Source organism: Undibacterium sp. Ji83W, from assembly GCF_049340385.1.
In the GTDB taxonomy this organism is placed as follows: domain Bacteria; phylum Pseudomonadota; class Gammaproteobacteria; order Burkholderiales; family Burkholderiaceae_D; genus Undibacterium.
The window spans coordinates 109,096-125,183 of sequence record NZ_JBMPOZ010000022.1 but is presented as its reverse complement, the minus strand read 5'-3'; the positions used below and the strand labels follow the sequence as shown (position 1 = coordinate 125,183).

At 50.5% G+C, this 16,088-nt stretch carries 12 protein-coding genes and 1 tRNA gene; all 13 read left to right on the top strand.

From position 1 onward, the window contains the following. Window positions 1-1,013: elongation factor Tu (gene tuf / locus ACO0LD_RS26430; RefSeq protein WP_423011573.1), on the top strand; the 1,013-nt coding region annotated here is incomplete at its 5' end. Window positions 1,014-1,080: 67 nt separating this feature from the next. Then, window positions 1,081-1,156, top strand: a tRNA-Trp gene (locus ACO0LD_RS26425). A gap of 36 nt (window positions 1,157-1,192) precedes the next feature. Continuing rightward, window positions 1,193-1,576 (top strand): preprotein translocase subunit SecE, encoded by a 384-nt coding sequence (gene secE / locus ACO0LD_RS26420; protein ID WP_423011571.1) that lies wholly within the window; start codon window positions 1,193-1,195, stop codon window positions 1,574-1,576. Then, window positions 1,576-2,169 (top strand): transcription termination/antitermination protein NusG, encoded by a 594-nt coding sequence (nusG, locus tag ACO0LD_RS26415; RefSeq protein WP_423011569.1) that lies wholly within the window; start codon window positions 1,576-1,578, stop codon window positions 2,167-2,169. Before secE ends, nusG begins: the two co-directional genes overlap by 1 nt. Window positions 2,170-2,326: 157 nt before the next feature. After that, on the top strand, window positions 2,327-2,758 hold the full coding sequence (gene rplK, locus ACO0LD_RS26410) for a 50S ribosomal protein L11 (RefSeq protein WP_186956792.1): 432 nt from the start codon (window positions 2,327-2,329) through the stop codon (window positions 2,756-2,758). Then, a complete protein-coding gene (rplA, locus tag ACO0LD_RS26405) occupies window positions 2,758-3,453 on the top strand; it encodes a 50S ribosomal protein L1 (protein ID WP_186956790.1) in 696 nt (231 codons plus the stop codon). Before rplK ends, rplA begins: the two co-directional genes overlap by 1 nt. 299 nt (window positions 3,454-3,752) lie before the next feature. Further along, entirely contained in the window at window positions 3,753-4,292 is a 540-nt protein-coding gene (gene rplJ / locus ACO0LD_RS26400; protein WP_423011567.1) for a 50S ribosomal protein L10, read from the top strand. 52 nt (window positions 4,293-4,344) lie between these two features. Then, window positions 4,345-4,713 carry a 50S ribosomal protein L7/L12 gene (gene rplL / locus ACO0LD_RS26395; protein WP_423011565.1) on the top strand — a complete coding sequence of 123 codons (369 nt, stop codon included), beginning with the start codon at window positions 4,345-4,347 and terminating at the stop codon, window positions 4,711-4,713. Window positions 4,714-4,935: 222 nt separating this feature from the next. Further along, a complete protein-coding gene (gene rpoB / locus ACO0LD_RS26390; protein WP_423011563.1) occupies window positions 4,936-9,042 on the top strand; it encodes a DNA-directed RNA polymerase subunit beta in 4,107 nt (1,368 codons plus the stop codon). Window positions 9,043-9,389: 347 nt separating this feature from the next. Further along, the gene (rpoC, locus tag ACO0LD_RS26385; protein WP_423011561.1) at window positions 9,390-13,622 is read left to right on the top strand and encodes a DNA-directed RNA polymerase subunit beta'; all 4,233 of its coding nucleotides are present in this window, start codon (window positions 9,390-9,392) and stop codon (window positions 13,620-13,622) included. A gap of 148 nt (window positions 13,623-13,770) precedes the next feature. Then, window positions 13,771-14,568, top strand: a complete 798-nt coding sequence (locus ACO0LD_RS26380) for a biotin--[acetyl-CoA-carboxylase] ligase (RefSeq protein ID WP_423011559.1) — start codon at window positions 13,771-13,773, stop codon at window positions 14,566-14,568. Window positions 14,569-14,586: 18 nt separating this feature from the next. Continuing rightward, complete coding sequence (locus ACO0LD_RS26375) at window positions 14,587-15,390, top strand: type III pantothenate kinase (protein WP_423011557.1); 804 nt, start codon at window positions 14,587-14,589, stop codon at window positions 15,388-15,390. Between the two features lie 17 nt (window positions 15,391-15,407). Beyond that, window positions 15,408-16,088: an SPOR domain-containing protein gene (locus tag ACO0LD_RS26370; protein ID WP_423011555.1), complete on the top strand. Its 681-nt coding sequence runs from the start codon at window positions 15,408-15,410 to the stop codon at window positions 16,086-16,088.

Sequence of the window (16,088 nt, the reverse complement as noted above, 5' to 3'; positions counted from 1 at the left end):
GTATTACAATCAATACAGCCCACGTTGAGTACGAAACAGCTGCTCGCCACTACGCCCACGTTGATTGCCCAGGCCATGCTGATTATGTTAAAAACATGATTACTGGCGCGGCTCAAATGGACGGCGCCATCCTGGTTTGCTCCGCAGCAGACGGCCCAATGCCACAAACGCGCGAACACATCCTGTTGGCCCGCCAAGTTGGCGTTCCATACATCATCGTGTTCCTGAACAAATGCGACATGGTGGATGACGCAGAATTGCTCGAACTGGTTGAAATGGAAGTTCGTGAATTGCTGTCCAAATACGAATTCCCAGGCGACGACCTGCCGATCATTCAAGGTTCCGCTAAACTGGCCCTCGAAGGCGACCAGGGTCCCCTGGGCGAAGAAGCCATCATGAAACTGGCTGATGCTCTGGATTCCTACATCCCAACACCAGAACGCGCTGTTGACGGCGCCTTCCTGTTACCAGTAGAAGACGTATTCTCCATCTCCGGTCGCGGTACAGTAGTTACTGGCCGTATCGAACGCGGTATCGTCAAAGTTGGCGAAGAGATCGAAATCGTCGGTATCAAAGACACAGTCAAGACAACATGTACTGGCGTTGAAATGTTCCGCAAACTGCTCGACCAAGGTCAAGCAGGCGACAACGTCGGCGTATTGCTGCGCGGTACCAAGCGTGAAGATATCCAACGTGGTCAAGTGTTGGCAAAACCAGGTTCGATCAAGCCACATGCGCATTTCACAGGCGAGATCTATGTTCTGTCCAAAGATGAAGGTGGCCGTCATACACCATTCTTCAACAACTACCGTCCACAGTTCTACTTCCGTACAACGGACGTAACTGGTTCGATCGAGTTGCCGAAAGACAAAGAAATGGTCATGCCAGGTGATAACGTTTCTATCACTGTAAAACTGATCAACCCGATCGCGATGGAAGAAGGCTTGCGCTTCGCTATCCGTGAAGGTGGCCGTACAGTCGGTGCTGGCGTCGTTGCTAAAATCATCGAGTAATAAATAAGTAGTAAAATGCATGCATTGCCTGAATGCTCAGGTAATGCATGTATTAATGTCAAGATGTAGGGGTGTAGCTCAATTGGCAGAGCGTCGGTCTCCAAAACCGAAGGTCGCGGGTTCGATTCCCTCCGCCCCTGCCACCATCAAGGCCACAGGCCACCGAAAGTAAATAAAGTATGTCTAATCATCCCGTTCAAACAGTTAGTACATCCAATGACAAGTACAAAGTCATTCTGGCGGTAGTGGCTGCAATTGCCGGTGTTGCTGCTTTTTATATTCTCGCTGGACAGGCAACGTGGATACGTGCCATCGCTTTGGTAGTGGGTTTGTTGGTTGCTGTTGGATTTGTCGCAACTTCTGAAATGGGTCGTGATTTTGTCAGCTTTGCAAAAGAAGCTGTGCGCGAAACCAAGAAGGTTGTATGGCCAACCCGCAAAGAAGCGGGTCAGATCACTGCCGTGGTATTTGGTTTTGTTCTGGTGATGGCGATTTTCCTGTGGGGTACCGATCAATTGATCGGATTTGTGCTGTATGACGTAATCCTCGGATGGAAAAAATAATGAGTGAGAACATTCAGGAAAACGAAGAAGGTACAGCGCCAACGGTGTCTGTACCTAAAAGTGCTAAAAGATGGTACGCCGTACATGCTTATTCCGGTATGGAAAAGAGCGTGCAACGTGCATTGGTGGAGCGTATAGAGCGCGCAGAGATGCAAGATAAATTCGGTCAGATTCTGGTTCCGACTGAAGAAGTGATAGAGCCAAAGAATGGCAAGAAAGTCGTCACTGAGCGTCGTTTGTTCCCCAGCTATGTATTCGTAGAAATGGAAATGACTGACGATACCTGGCATCTGGTAAAAAACACCAGCAAGGTAACCGGTTTTATCGGTGGCAAATCAAACAAGCCTTCCCCGATACCGCAGCACGAAATCGACAAGATCTTGCAGCAGATGCAAGAAGGCGTTGAAAAACCAAGACCAAAAGTCTTGTACGAAGTAGGCGAAGTAGTCCGCATCAAGGACGGTCCTTTCACTGACTTTAACGGCAATGTTGAAGAAGTTAATTATGAAAAGTCCAAAGTCCGCGTGACTGTCACTATTTTCGGTCGTGCTACACCAGTAGAGCTGGAATTTTCCCAGGTCGAAAAGGTTTAACAGGATTCACGTTTGACCAGTACGTAACAAAGCAATTTGTTGAAACTGGTTAGAGCGTTGACTGTAGCAATACAGGCAATTCTCAGCAGGCGGAGGAGCCTGTTGGTATGAAAAGATACCGGCAGGCGCTACTACTCATTTTTTGAAGGAGCCAAACATGGCAAAGAAAATCATTGGTTTTATCAAGCTGCAAGTGCCAGCTGGTAAAGCAAACCCATCCCCACCTATCGGTCCAGCTCTGGGTCAACGTGGTCTGAATATCATGGAATTCTGCAAAGCGTTCAACGCACAGACCCAAGGTATGGAACCAGGTATGCCTATTCCTGTTGTGATCACCGCATTTGCTGACAAGTCTTTCACATTCGTGATGAAGACTCCTCCAGCAACTTACATGATCAAAAAAGCAGCTGGCATCACTAAAGGTTCTGCAAAACCACATACAGACAAAGTTGGCAAAATTACTCGCCAGCAAGCTGAAGAAATCGCGACAGTTAAACGCGCTGATTTGACAGCAGCTGATATGGACGCAGCAGTGCGTACTATTGCTGGTTCTGCTCGTTCCATGGGCATCACGGTAGAGGGTCTGTAATGGCTAAGTTATCTAAAAAAGCAAAATTGCTGGCAACGAAAGTTGACCGTCTGAAAGTGTATCCATTTGACAATGCTATCGCTTTGATCAAAGAATGCGCAACAGCAAAATTCAACGAATCCATCGACGTATCCGTCCAACTGGGCGTTGATCCTAAGAAATCTGACCAAGTTGTTCGTGGCGCAGTTGTATTGCCAGCTGGTACAGGCAAAACAGTACGCGTAGCCGTATTTGCACAAGGTGCAAAAGCGGAAGAAGCGAAAGCTGCCGGTGCTGATATCGTTGGTATGGAAGATTTGGCTGAACGCGTTAAAGCTGGCGACATGCCATTTGACGTAGTGATCGCTTCTCCAGACACTATGCGTATCGTTGGTACTCTGGGTCAGATCCTGGGTCCACGCGGTTTGATGCCTAATCCTAAAGTCGGTACAGTGACTCCTGACGTAGCTACTGCAGTTAAAAATGCAAAAGCTGGTCAAGTACAATACCGTACAGACAAAGCAGGTATCATCCACACAACAATCGGCCGTAAGTCGTTTGCTGATGGTGACCTGAAGTCCAATCTGGTTGCGCTGATCGAAGCTTTGAACAAAGCTAAACCAGCATCCAGCAAAGGTGTGTATCTGCGTAAAGTATCCATCTCATCCACTATGGGTGCAGGTGTACGTGTAGATCACGCTAATCTGGCAGGCTAAGCAAGAATTAAGTCCCTGCATCAATGATGCAGGGCGCATCTTTGGGCTGGATGTTTTGAACAAGCATCCAGAGTGTCAAAGACCGTTGGGCCGAGTGTGTAAGAGTAGTTTTCCAAGCATGAGGTTAATATCTGGAGAGCAATCGACAGGTCCCAACGCAGATGGTGTACCCGAACAAGTTTTGTAGTGATTACTGGTCCCCCAGTGAAACTCCTAACTTCGGACGCCGTGTTCGAAACGATATGAGGGAAGTACATCATTCCGGTGTATGGACTGAATATCATTAATGGAGGTTGACCGTGAGTCTCAATCTGAATGACAAAAAAGCCGTCGTCGCTGAAGTCTCTGCAAAAGTAGCAACTGCACAGACTATCGTCGTGGCCGAATATCGTGGCATCCAGGTCGGTCATTTGACGCAATTGCGTGCTAGCGCACGCGCTCAAGGCGTATACATGCGTGTGTTGAAAAACACATTGGCACGTCGCGCTGTTGAGGGAACTGTGTTTGCCAGCCTCGCTTCTGAAATGACCGGTCCGTTGATTTATGCAATCTCGGAAGATGCTGTTGCTGCTGCTAAAGTCGTTCAAGACTTTGCAAAAAGCAATGACAAACTGGTTGTTAAAGCTGGTAACTATGCAGGCAAATCGCTGGATAAAGCTGGCGTTGTCGCATTGGCAAGCATTCCTAGCCGTGAAGTACTGTTGGCACAAGTGTTGGGTATGATGCAGGCTCCTGTATCTGCTTTCGCACGCGCTCTGGCAGCTCTGGCAGCAAAGAACGGATCTGGTTCAACTGAAGAAGCACCAGTAGCAGAAGCTACTGAAGCTGCAGCTGAATAAGATTTATTCCGTCAAATACCGTATCAATGTAATTAATTAATTGGAGTTTCAAATGGCAATTAGCAAAGACGATATCCTGGAAGCCGTAGGCGCGATGTCCGTAATGGACCTGAACGACCTGGTAAAAGCTTTCGAAGAAAAATTTGGTGTTTCCGCTGCAGCAATGTCTTCTGGTCCAGCAGCTGGCCCAGCAGCAGTTGTTGAAGAACAAACAGAATTCAACGTAATTCTGACTGAAGTTGGCGCAAACAAAGTTGGCGTCATTAAAGCAGTTCGCGAAATCACTGGTCTGGGCTTGAAAGAAGCTAAAGACGTAGTTGATGGCGCACCAAAAGCAGTTAAAGAAGCAGTTTCCAAAGCTGATGCTGACGCAGCTAAGAAAAAACTGGAAGATGCTGGCGCGAAAGCCGACATCAAGTAATTCAGGTATTATGGCAAGTCTTCGGATTTGCCCAAGTCAAAGACAGGAATCCTCTTGGAAGAGAGGGTTCCTCTTTGGCTTCTTTGTCGTTCAGGGTTGTTTAGCTGTTTATTAAGACCGAGGGTTGAGACTTGAGGTTTTTTTGTCACAGAGTTGCTATGTTTTATTTTTGTGACAAGAATCCTGAATTCTCTATCCTTCCTTGCCACTCACGGAGTGTCCATGCACTACTCATTTACTGAGAAGAAGCGTATTCGCAAATCTTTTGCGAAGCGCGCCAACGTCCACAACGTTCCGTTCTTGCTGGCGACTCAAATCGAGTCGTACCAGAGCTTTTTACAAGAAGACAGAACACCGCCAACCCGCAAGAACGAGGGTTTGCAGTCTGCCTTCACCTCGATTTTCCCTATTGTTTCGCACAATGGCTTTGCACGTCTTGAATTCCTGTCCTACGTTTTAGGCGATCCTGCGTTCGACGTCAAGGAATGTCAATTGCGTGGCCTGACTTATGCATCGCCTTTGCGTGCAAAAGTCCGTCTGGTCATTCTGGACAAGGAATCACCAACCAAGCCGGTTGTCAAAGAAATGAAAGAACAGGAAGTCTACATGGGCGAATTGCCTTTGATGACAACCACTGGTTCTTTTGTCATTAACGGTACTGAGCGCGTTATCGTGTCCCAGTTGCACCGTTCCCCTGGCGTGTTCTTTGAACATGACCGCGGCAAGACACATTCTTCCGGCAAATTGCTGTTCTCGGCCAGGATCATTCCTTACCGTGGTTCCTGGCTCGACTTTGAATTCGATCCTAAAGACATCCTGTTCTTCCGTATTGACCGTCGTCGCAAGATGCCAGTCACTATCTTGCTGCGCGCCATAGGCATGAGCAATGAACAGATTCTGGCCAATTTCTTTGTCTTTGATAATTTCAATCTGCACAGTGATGGCGCAGAAATGGAATTCGTCGCAGAACGTCTGCGTGGCGAAGTTGCCCGTTTTGACATCAGCGACAAAGACGGCAAAGTCATCGTTGCCAAAGACAAGCGTGTCAATGCCAAGCATGTCCGTGAAATCGAAGCCGGTGGTATCAAGCACATTTCCGTGCCTGAAGACTACCTGCTGGGTCGCGTGCTGGCCAAGAACATCGTTGATGCAGACACTGGCGAAGTGATTGCCAATGCCAATGATGAGCTGACAGAAGAGTTGCTGGGTCGTTTGCGCGATGCCAAAGTCACTGATATCCAGACTTTGTACACCAATGACCTGGATCAGGGTGCTTACATTTCCCAGACTCTGCGCGCTGATGATACGGCGGACCAGATGGCCGCCCGCGTTGCCATCTACCGCATGATGCGTCCTGGCGAACCACCAACAGAAGATTCTGTTGAAGCCCTGTTCAATGGCTTGTTCTATAGCGAAGACCGTTACGATTTGTCCGCAGTCGGCCGCATGAAGTTCAACCGCCGTATTGGCCGTGATGAACTGACAGGCGCCATGACTTTGTCGAACGAAGACGTATTGGCCGTGATCAAGATCCTGGTTGAGCTGCGCAATGGCCGTGGCGAAGTCGATGATATCGATCACTTGGGTAACCGCCGCGTACGTTGCGTTGGTGAATTGGCTGAGAACCAGTTCCGTGCTGGTCTGGTACGTGTTGAACGTGCTGTCAAAGAGCGTCTGGGTCAGGCTGAAGCTGACAACCTGATGCCGCATGACCTGATTAACTCCAAGCCTATCTCTGCTGCGATACGTGAGTTCTTCGGTTCTTCACAATTGTCCCAGTTTATGGATCAGACCAACCCATTGTCAGAAATCACGCACAAGCGTCGTATTTCCGCCCTGGGACCTGGTGGTTTGACACGTGAGCGCGCTGGCTTTGAAGTCCGCGACGTTCATCCAACCCACTATGGCCGCGTTTGCCCGATTGAGACACCAGAGGGACCAAACATTGGTTTGATCAACTCGCTGGCTCTGTATGCGCGTCTGAACGAATACGGTTTCCTGGAAACACCATACCGTAAAGTGGTTGACAGCAAAATCACACCGCAGATCGATTATCTGTCTGCGATTGAAGAAGGTCGTTACATCATCGCCCAGGCGAATGCGACGATCGACGGCGAAGGCAAACTGATCGATGAACTGGTCTCAGCCCGTGAAGCTGGCGAAACGATCCTGGTATCCCCAGAGCGTATCCAGTACATGGACGTTGCTACTGGTCAGGTGGTTTCTGTTGCAGCATCCTTGATTCCGTTCCTCGAACACGATGATGCGAACCGTGCGTTGATGGGTGCCAACATGCAACGTCAGGCCGTTCCTTGCTTGCGTCCAGAAAAAGCATTTGTCGGTACAGGTATCGAACGTACTGTGGCAGTTGACTCCGGTACAACAGTACAGGCACTGCGTGGCGGTAAAGTTGATTACATCGATGCGGGCCGTATCGTTATTCGTGTGAATGATGCTGAAGCACAGGCTGGTGAAGTCGGTGTGGATATCTACAACCTCATCAAGTACACCCGTTCCAACCAGAACACCAATATCAACCAGCGTCCTATCGTCAAAGTTGGCGATCTGGTCGCCAAAGGTGACGTATTGGCCGACGGCGCATCGACAGATCTGGGCGAATTGGCCCTGGGTCAGAACATGCTGGTCGCGTTCATGCCATGGAATGGTTATAACTTCGAAGATTCGATCCTGATCTCTGAAAAAGTTGTGGCTGATGATCGCTATACCTCGATTCATATCGAAGAGTTGTCGGTTGTTGCCCGTGACACCAAGCTGGGTGCGGAAGAAATTACCCGTGATATCTCCAACCTGGCAGAAAACCAGCTGGCACGTCTGGATGAATCCGGTATCGTCTACATCGGTGCAGAAGTAACAGCCGGTGATACCCTGGTCGGTAAAGTGACACCAAAAGGTGAAACTCAACTGACACCAGAAGAAAAACTGCTGCGCGCCATCTTCGGTGAAAAAGCTTCTGACGTTAAAGATACTTCCCTGCGCGTGCCTTCCGGCATGGTTGGTACTGTCATTGACGTACAAGTGTTCACCCGTGAAGGCATACAACGCGACAAACGTGCACAACAGATTATCGATGATGAATTGAAGCGTTATCGCCTTGATTTGAACGATCAGTTGCGTATTGTTGAAGGCGATGCATTTGAGCGTCTGGAACGTATGCTGGATGGCAAGATCGCTGACGGCGGCCCGGCCAAACTGGCTAAAGGCACCAAGATCACCAAGGAATACCTGGCCAGCGTGGATAAATACCACTGGTTCGATATTCGCCTGGCATCTGATGAAGCCGCCAATTCACTGGTCGCGATGAAAGATTCCATCGCTGAAAAACGTCATCAGTTCGATCTGGCTTTTGAAGAAAAACGCACCAAGCTGACGCAAGGCGATGAATTGCCGCCAGGCGTACAAAAAATGGTCAAGGTTTACCTGGCTGTTAAACGTCGCCTGCAACCTGGTGACAAAATGGCGGGTCGTCACGGTAACAAGGGTGTGGTTTCCCGTATCGTGCCTATCGAAGACATGCCTTACATGGCTGACGGTACACCAGCAGACATCGTGTTGAACCCATTGGGTGTTCCATCACGGATGAACGTTGGTCAGGTTCTGGAAGTGCATCTGGGCTGGGCAGCTAAAGGCCTGGGCTTGCGCATAGGCGAAATGCTGAAAGCCAAAGCCAAGGTAGAAGAACTGCGTGATTTCCTGAAGAAGATTTATAACGAATCTGGCAAGAAGGAAGACATCGACGGCTTCTCCGATGCTGAGATCCTGGAATTGACGAACAACCTGAAGCATGGCGTGCCATTTGCTACACCAGTGTTTGACGGTGCGCATGAAGATGAAATCCGTCGCATGCTGGATCTGGCCTTCCCTGACCATATCGCAGCGCAACTGGGTATGACACCATCGAAAAACCAGGTCACCCTGTTTGATGGCCGTACCGGTGAAGCGTTCGAGCGTAAAGTCACACTGGGCTACATGCACGTACTGAAATTGCATCATCTGGTTGATGACAAGATGCATGCACGTTCGACCGGTCCTTACTCTCTGGTCACGCAACAACCTCTGGGCGGTAAAGCTCAGTTTGGTGGTCAGCGTTTCGGTGAGATGGAAGTCTGGGCACTGGAAGCTTACGGCGCGTCTTACGTCTTGCAAGAGATGTTGACAGTCAAGTCCGATGACGTGAATGGCCGTACCAAAGTGTACGAAAACCTGGTCAAGGGTGACCATGTGATCGACGCCGGCATGCCTGAGTCCTTCAACGTTCTGGTTAAAGAGATCCGCTCTCTGGGTATCGATATCGATCTCGAACGTAGTTAATAAGTAAAGGAGCATCTGAGTAAGCGTAGCGAGCGGCGTTAGTTTGGGTTAAGAAGCGCAGTCGTACGAAGGTACGGCGAGCATCGCAGGCCCAAAATAGCGTCGCGCAGTAGCTTAATCAGATGTTCCGATTTGTAATTGCAGTAAAATCATCGCCCGGATAGCATTCGGGCGATGGCCGTTAAACCTGGCAAGCAGTTTGGAAGTAATGTCGTTCCCGGTATCAGCGGAACCTGTGTCGAAAAGACCTGGCTCTCCCGCTCATGCGAACAGGGTAAAGCGGCGAAGCTTCTGTTGCAGCACCATTCAGCCACCAAGCGTTTGCGCGCTTAACTGGAGTGATACACATGAAAGCTCTGCTCGATCTATTCAAGCAAGTCCAACCCAACGAACAATTCGACGCGATCAAAATTGGTCTGGCGTCTCCAGAAAAAATTCGTTCCTGGTCCTACGGCGAAGTCAAAAAGCCGGAAACCATCAACTATCGTACTTTCAAGCCTGAGCGCGACGGTCTGTTCTGCGCCAAGATTTTTGGTCCTATCAAGGATTACGAATGCCTGTGCGGCAAGTACAAACGTCTGAAACACCGCGGCGTTATCTGCGAAAAATGTGGCGTTGAAGTGACTCTGGCCAAAGTGCGTCGTGAACGCATGGGCCATATCGAGCTGGCTTCCCCAACTGCGCATATCTGGTTCCTGAAATCCCTGCCATCCCGTCTGGGTATGGTATTGGACATGACCTTGCGCGATATCGAACGCGTTCTGTATTTTGAAGCATATGTCGTCACCGATCCAGGCATGACTCCGCTGAAAAAATGCCAGATCATGTCTGAAGATGACTACGCTGCCAAGTACGAAGAATTCGGCGACGAATTCACGGCATTCATGGGTGCTGAAGGTATCCGCGAACTGTTGCGTTCCATCGACATCGACCGTGATGCAGAAACCCTGCGCACAGAGTTGAAAGAATCCAAATCTGAAGCCAAGATCAAGAAATACGCAAAACGTCTGAAAGTACTGGAAGCATTCCAGCGCTCAGGCATCAAGCCAGACTGGATGATCATGGAAGTTCTGCCGGTCCTGCCGCCAGAACTGCGTCCATTGGTCCCGCTGGATGGTGGCCGTTTCGCGACTTCCGATCTGAACGACCTGTATCGCCGCGTCATCAACCGTAACAACCGTCTGAAGCGTCTGATGGAATTGCGCGCTCCTGAAATCATCACACGCAATGAAAAGCGCATGTTGCAGGAAGCCGTCGATTCCCTGCTCGATAACGGCCGTCGCGGTAAGGCAATGACAGGCGCCAACAAGCGTCCTCTGAAATCCCTGGCAGAAATGATCAAGGGTAAGGGCGGTCGTTTCCGTCAAAACTTGCTGGGTAAGCGCGTCGATTACTCTGGCCGTTCCGTTATCGTGGTTGGTCCACAACTGAAATTGCATCAGTGCGGTCTGCCAAAATTGATGGCATTGGAACTGTTCAAACCTTTCATTTTCAATAAACTGGAATTGATGGGTCTGGCTACCACTATCAAGGCAGCGAAAAAACTGGTCGAAATTCAAGAACCAGTCGTATGGGATATTCTGGAAGAAGTCATCCGCGAACATCCTATCATGCTGAACCGTGCGCCTACGCTGCATCGTCTGGGTATCCAGGCTTTTGAGCCGGTCCTGATCGAAGGTAAAGCGATCCAGTTGCATCCACTCGTCTGCGCGGCTTTCAATGCCGACTTTGACGGTGACCAAATGGCGGTCCACGTTCCTCTGTCTATCGAAGCACAGATGGAAGCACGCACTTTGATGCTGGCATCCAACAATATTCTGTTCCCATCCAATGGTGAACCGTCTATCGTTCCTTCCCAGGATATCGTGTTGGGTCTGTACTACGCTTCCCGTGAAAAAATCAACGGCAAGGGCGAAGGCATGATGTTCCCTGACGTTTCAGAAGCGATCCGCGCCTGGGACAACAAGGAAGTCGAACTGAGCACACGTATCACAGTCCGTATTACTGAATTTCCGAAAGATGCTGAAACTGGCGAATTCGTTAAAACCATCAAGCGTTATGAAACGACTGTCGGCCGTGCGATCTTGTCCGAGATTCTGCCTAAAGGCTTGCCATTCACCGTACTGAACCGTGCGCTGAAGAAAAAAGAAATTTCCAAACTCATCGATACATCATTCCGCAAGTGCGGTCTGCGTGCCACGGTCGTGTTTGCTGATCAATTGATGCAAATGGGTTTCCGCCTGGCGACACGCGCCGGTATCTCCATCTGTATCGATGACATGTTGGTTCCACCGCAAAAAGTGACTTTGCTGGCAGCAGCAGAACACGAAGTCAAACAGATCGAACAGCAATATGCGTCCGGTCTGGTGACTGCGGGCGAACGTTACAACAAAGTGGTCGATATCTGGGGCAAGACTGGTGATGAAGTCGGCAAGGCCATGATGGAACAACTCAAAGTTGAACCGGTCACACGCCGCGACGGCTCTGTCGGTACACAAGAATCTTTCAACGCCATTTACATGATGGCCGACTCCGGTGCGCGTGGTTCTGCAGCCCAGATTCGTCAGTTGGCAGGTATGCGTGGTCTGATGGCGAAACCGGATGGCTCGATTATCGAAACGCCGATCACCGCGAACTTCCGCGAAGGTCTGAACGTTTTACAGTACTTTATTTCCACTCACGGTGCGCGTAAAGGTCTGGCCGATACGGCATTGAAAACAGCGAACTCCGGTTACCTGACACGTCGTCTGGTTGACGTGACGCAAGATCTGGTCGTGGTTGAAGATGACTGCGGTACATCCAATGGTTCGTCCATGAAAGCTATCGTTGAAGGCGGTGAAGTTAACGTGCCTTTGCGTGATCTGATCCTGGGCCGTGTTTGCGCGAATGACATTGTCAATCCAGAGACACAGGAAACACTGTACGAAGCTGGTTCCCTGCTCGACGAAACAATGGTAGAACGCATCGAAGCCCTGGGTATCGATGAAGTCAAAGTACGTACGCCACTGACTTGCGACACACGCTACGGTCTGTGCGCAATGTGCTATGGCCGTGATCTGGGTCGTGGTTCCCTGGTGAACTCTGGTGAGGCAGTCGGTGTTATCGCTGCGCAGTCCATCGGTGAACCAGGTACACAGTTGACGATGCGTACCTTCCATATCGGTGGTGCGGCATCCCGTGCAGCGATTGCATCTTCTGTTGAAGCCAAGTCCAACGGTACTATCCGTTTCACAGCGACCATGCGTTATGTCACTAACGGTAAAGGCGACCAGATCGTCATTTCCCGTTCTGGCGAAGTGCTGATCACTGATGACCACGGTCGTGAACGTGAGCGTCATAAAGTACCTTACGGTGCAACCCTGATCGTTAAAGATGGTTTGATCATCAAGGCTGGTACTGCATTGGCGACATGGGACCCATTGACCCGTCCTATCATTACCGAATACACCGGTACGGTGAAATTCGAGAACGTCGAAGAAGGCGTGACTGTTGCCAAACAGGTTGATGAAGTGACAGGTTTGTCCACGCTGGTGGCGATCGATGCGAAACGCCGTGGTAGCGCAGCAGGTAAAACACTGCGTCCACAAGTCAAGCTGTTGAACGAGCAAGGCGAAGAAGTCAAGATCGCTGGCACAGAACACGCAGTAACGATCGGCTTCCAGGTGGGCGCGCTGATTACCGTTAAAGACGGTCAGCAAGTACACGTGGGTGAAGTTCTGGCGCGTATCCCGACAGAATCACAAAAAACCCGTGATATTACCGGTGGTCTGCCACGCGTTGCCGAGTTGTTCGAAGCCCGTTCACCAAAAGATGCCGGTATGCTGGCAGAGGTAACAGGTACGGTTGCGTTTGGTAAAGAAACCAAAGGTAAGCAACGTCTGGAAATCACAGACATGGACGGCGAGAAACACGAGTTCCTGATCACCAAGGACAAACAAGTCCTGGTGCATGACGGCCAGGTCGTGAACAAGGGTGAGATGATTGTTGACGGCCCAGCCGATCCACAAGACATCCTGCGTTTGCTGGGTATCGAAGCGCTGGCACGTTACATCGTTGATGAAGTTCAGGACGTGTACCGTTTGCAAGGCGTTAAGATCAATGACAAGCACATCGAAGTTATTGTGCGTCAGATGTTGCGTCGCGTTGTCGTGGTTAATCCAGGCGATGCCAACTACATCGTTGGTGAACAGGTAGAGCGTTCTGAATTGCTGGATGAAAATGATCGCGTAGCAGCAGCTAACGGTATCCCTGCAACATATGAAAATATCTTGCTGGGTATTACCAAGGCATCCTTGTCTACAGATTCCTTCATCTCTGCGGCGTCCTTCCAGGAAACCACACGTGTTCTGACCGAAGCTGCGATCATGGGCAAAAAAGACGGTCTGCGTGGCTTGAAAGAAAACGTCATCGTTGGTCGCCTGATCCCTGCTGGTACAGGTCTGGCATTCCACCGCGCCCGCAAGTTGAAAGAAACTTGGGAAGCAGATGAACGCGTAGCCTTGCTGGAAGCGGAAAAGGCAGCATTTGCTCCTATCCCGGAAGTAACAACAACTGATGTAGTGGATGGCGGCGAAGCATAAGTAGCCACTGCACCAATGCCGCGCGAATACCGTAGCATTAAGATGTTGATGTAAGAAAAAACGGCACCTGCATAAGGTGCCGTTTTTTTTGGGGCCTGAACATTTGTTCCGGCAGCAGTACAATACGGCTGCTAACCATAGACAGATTATGCAAGAGAATAAAAACCTGGAACTGAATGCGGCTGCCATAGAAAAACTCTGCGATGGCGCAGCCCGCGAAGTCGATATTGAAGTCGTCGCAGAAACCGGCTCCACCAATGCCGACCTGATGGCACGCCTGCCAACATTGCAGCGTCCGGTGTTGCGGGTGGCCGTGCATCAGACTGCAGGGCGTGGCAGGGCAGGTCGCCCATGGCTGACCGTGCCTGGTGGCATGCTGACTTTTTCGTTGGCCTGGCATTTGCCACAAGCGCCACACAACCTGCTGGGCTTGCCGCTGGCGATAGGCGTTGCCCTGGCAGAGTGCCTGAATGCCTTGAACCAGAATGTGCAATTGAAGTGGCCGAATGACATTTTGCGCGATGGTAAAAAACTCGCCGGTATCTTGCTGGAATCTGCTGCCGCCAGTGAGGGCGGCACCTGGATAGTCGCTGGCATAGGCCTGAACCTGCAAGTGTCGGATGAGCTGGAAGCACAAGTCGGCCGCGCCTTGGCAGATGCACCCTGGCTGGCAAAAATGGACAGGAACCTGTTGCTGGCGCAGTTATTGAACGCCCTGGCAACAACATTGCAGCAATTTGGCCAGCAAGGTTTTTCAGCATTCTTGCCACGCTGGAATACCTTGCATGCCTACGCCAATCAAACCGTGCATATACTCGACCACGGCCAGGTTTTGCACACCGGCAAAGCACTCGGTGTGGATTTGCATGGCTGCCTGGTATTGCAGACTGAACAGGGGCAGGTCAATGTATTGGCGGGCGATGTGTCCTTACGGCCTGTTGCATAAAACAAGGAAAACCAAGGCATGATGCAGTTGTTAATAGACGCCGGGAATACACGGATAAAATGGGCTACAGTTAATCTGGATGCTGCACAGGCGAACTCCGTAGCGGCGAAGTCAGTACCGGTCAACTCTGCAGCAGTCTGGCAGCAGATTGCCTCCGTCAGTCATGCCGAACTGGATACTCTGAAAACCAGCTGGCAAGGCATGCGCTTTGCACGCGTTCTGACTTCCAATGTTGCCGGTGCCAGCATCAAGGAGAAACTCACGGCTTTACTGCAAGAAGTACAGCCGGACTTGCACATAGACTGGTTTGCCTCGCAAGAAGACATCGCGGGTCTGCATAATGGCTACCGTAATCCCGCGCAACTGGGTTGTGACCGCCTGGCCTCCATGATAGGTGCGCATTACCTGTTTCCGCAACAAAGCCTGATCGTCGCCACTTGTGGAACTGCCACCACAGTCGATGCAGTAACAGCACAAGGCATATTCAAGGGCGGCATGATCTTGCCCGGTCTTAAACTGATGGCAGAATCGCTGGCACGCAATACCGCACAATTGCCCCAGGTGGCAGAATCAACGGATATCGCCAAAGTCTTTGCCGATAATACCGATCAAGCCATCGTCAGTGGCTGTATCAGCGCCCAGGTTGGCGCAATTGTGCGCGCCGTCAATACCCTGGAGCAGCAAGAAAACCAAGCCATCAACTGTGTGATTTCTGGCGGCGCTGCCCCGTATTTATTGAGCCATCTGGGCATTCCTTATCAATATGTAGATAATCTGGTCTTGACGGGGCTGTTTGTCGTGGCACAATCAAGCCCGGACTGATAACACTGACACTTACCATGCTGAGATTCTTTTTTTGGAGCCTGCTCATACTGAATGCCTTCTTGCTGGCATTTAATCTTGGCTATCTGGGACACTGGTCCCTGGATACGCACGAGCCAGAGCACCTGAAAAAACAGCATCATGCCGATCAGTTAAAGCTCCTGACCGCGACCGAAGCAGCTTCGCCAAGTGAGCCAGCAGCAGAAAAGAAAGCCGAAGTCATCGCCTGCCTGGAAGTGGGCAATTTCCAGCAAGGCGATATTCCCAAGTTTGAAGAAAAATTAAAAACCTTGGCCCTGGGTGACCGTCAGTCCCGCATCAACGTCGTCGATGTCGCTACGCACATGGTTTTCATCCCTTCACAAGGCAGCAAAGAAGGGGCTGACAAAAAAGCCGGTGAATTGCGCCGCCTTGGCATTACCGATTTCTATGTCGTGCAAGACCAGAGCAATCTGCGCTGGGGTATTTCGCTGGGCGTGTTCAAGACCGAAGAGGCAGCAAAACTGCACTTGAATAACCTCAGCAATAAAGGCGTGCGCTCAGCCCGCATAGGCCCGCGCACAGTTAGCACGAACAAGTTCGCCTACCAGTTCAGAGCCTTGAGTGCAGAAGAAAAGAGTATGTACGATGTCATCAAGGCTGGCTTTCCCGCGCAGGAAAACCGCAATTGCCAGATGACGGCATATAGCAGGAGCTAA

Excerpts from the sequence above, each read along its gene's own strand:
- secE (WP_423011571.1), top strand. The coding sequence starts at position 1,193 with ATGTCTAATCATCCCGTTCAAACAGTTAGTACATCCAATGACAAGTAC.
- nusG (WP_423011569.1), top strand. The coding sequence starts at position 1,576 with ATGAGTGAGAACATTCAGGAAAACGAAGAAGGTACAGCGCCAACGGTG.
- rplK (WP_186956792.1), top strand. The coding sequence starts at position 2,327 with ATGGCAAAGAAAATCATTGGTTTTATCAAGCTGCAAGTGCCAGCTGGT.
- rplA (WP_186956790.1), top strand. The coding sequence starts at position 2,758 with ATGGCTAAGTTATCTAAAAAAGCAAAATTGCTGGCAACGAAAGTTGAC.
- rplL (WP_423011565.1), top strand. The coding sequence starts at position 4,345 with ATGGCAATTAGCAAAGACGATATCCTGGAAGCCGTAGGCGCGATGTCC.
- rpoB (WP_423011563.1), top strand. The coding sequence starts at position 4,936 with ATGCACTACTCATTTACTGAGAAGAAGCGTATTCGCAAATCTTTTGCG.
- rpoC (WP_423011561.1), top strand. The coding sequence starts at position 9,390 with ATGAAAGCTCTGCTCGATCTATTCAAGCAAGTCCAACCCAACGAACAA.
- ACO0LD_RS26380 (WP_423011559.1), top strand. The coding sequence starts at position 13,771 with ATGCAAGAGAATAAAAACCTGGAACTGAATGCGGCTGCCATAGAAAAA.
- ACO0LD_RS26375 (WP_423011557.1), top strand. The coding sequence starts at position 14,587 with ATGATGCAGTTGTTAATAGACGCCGGGAATACACGGATAAAATGGGCT.
- ACO0LD_RS26370 (WP_423011555.1), top strand. The coding sequence starts at position 15,408 with ATGCTGAGATTCTTTTTTTGGAGCCTGCTCATACTGAATGCCTTCTTG.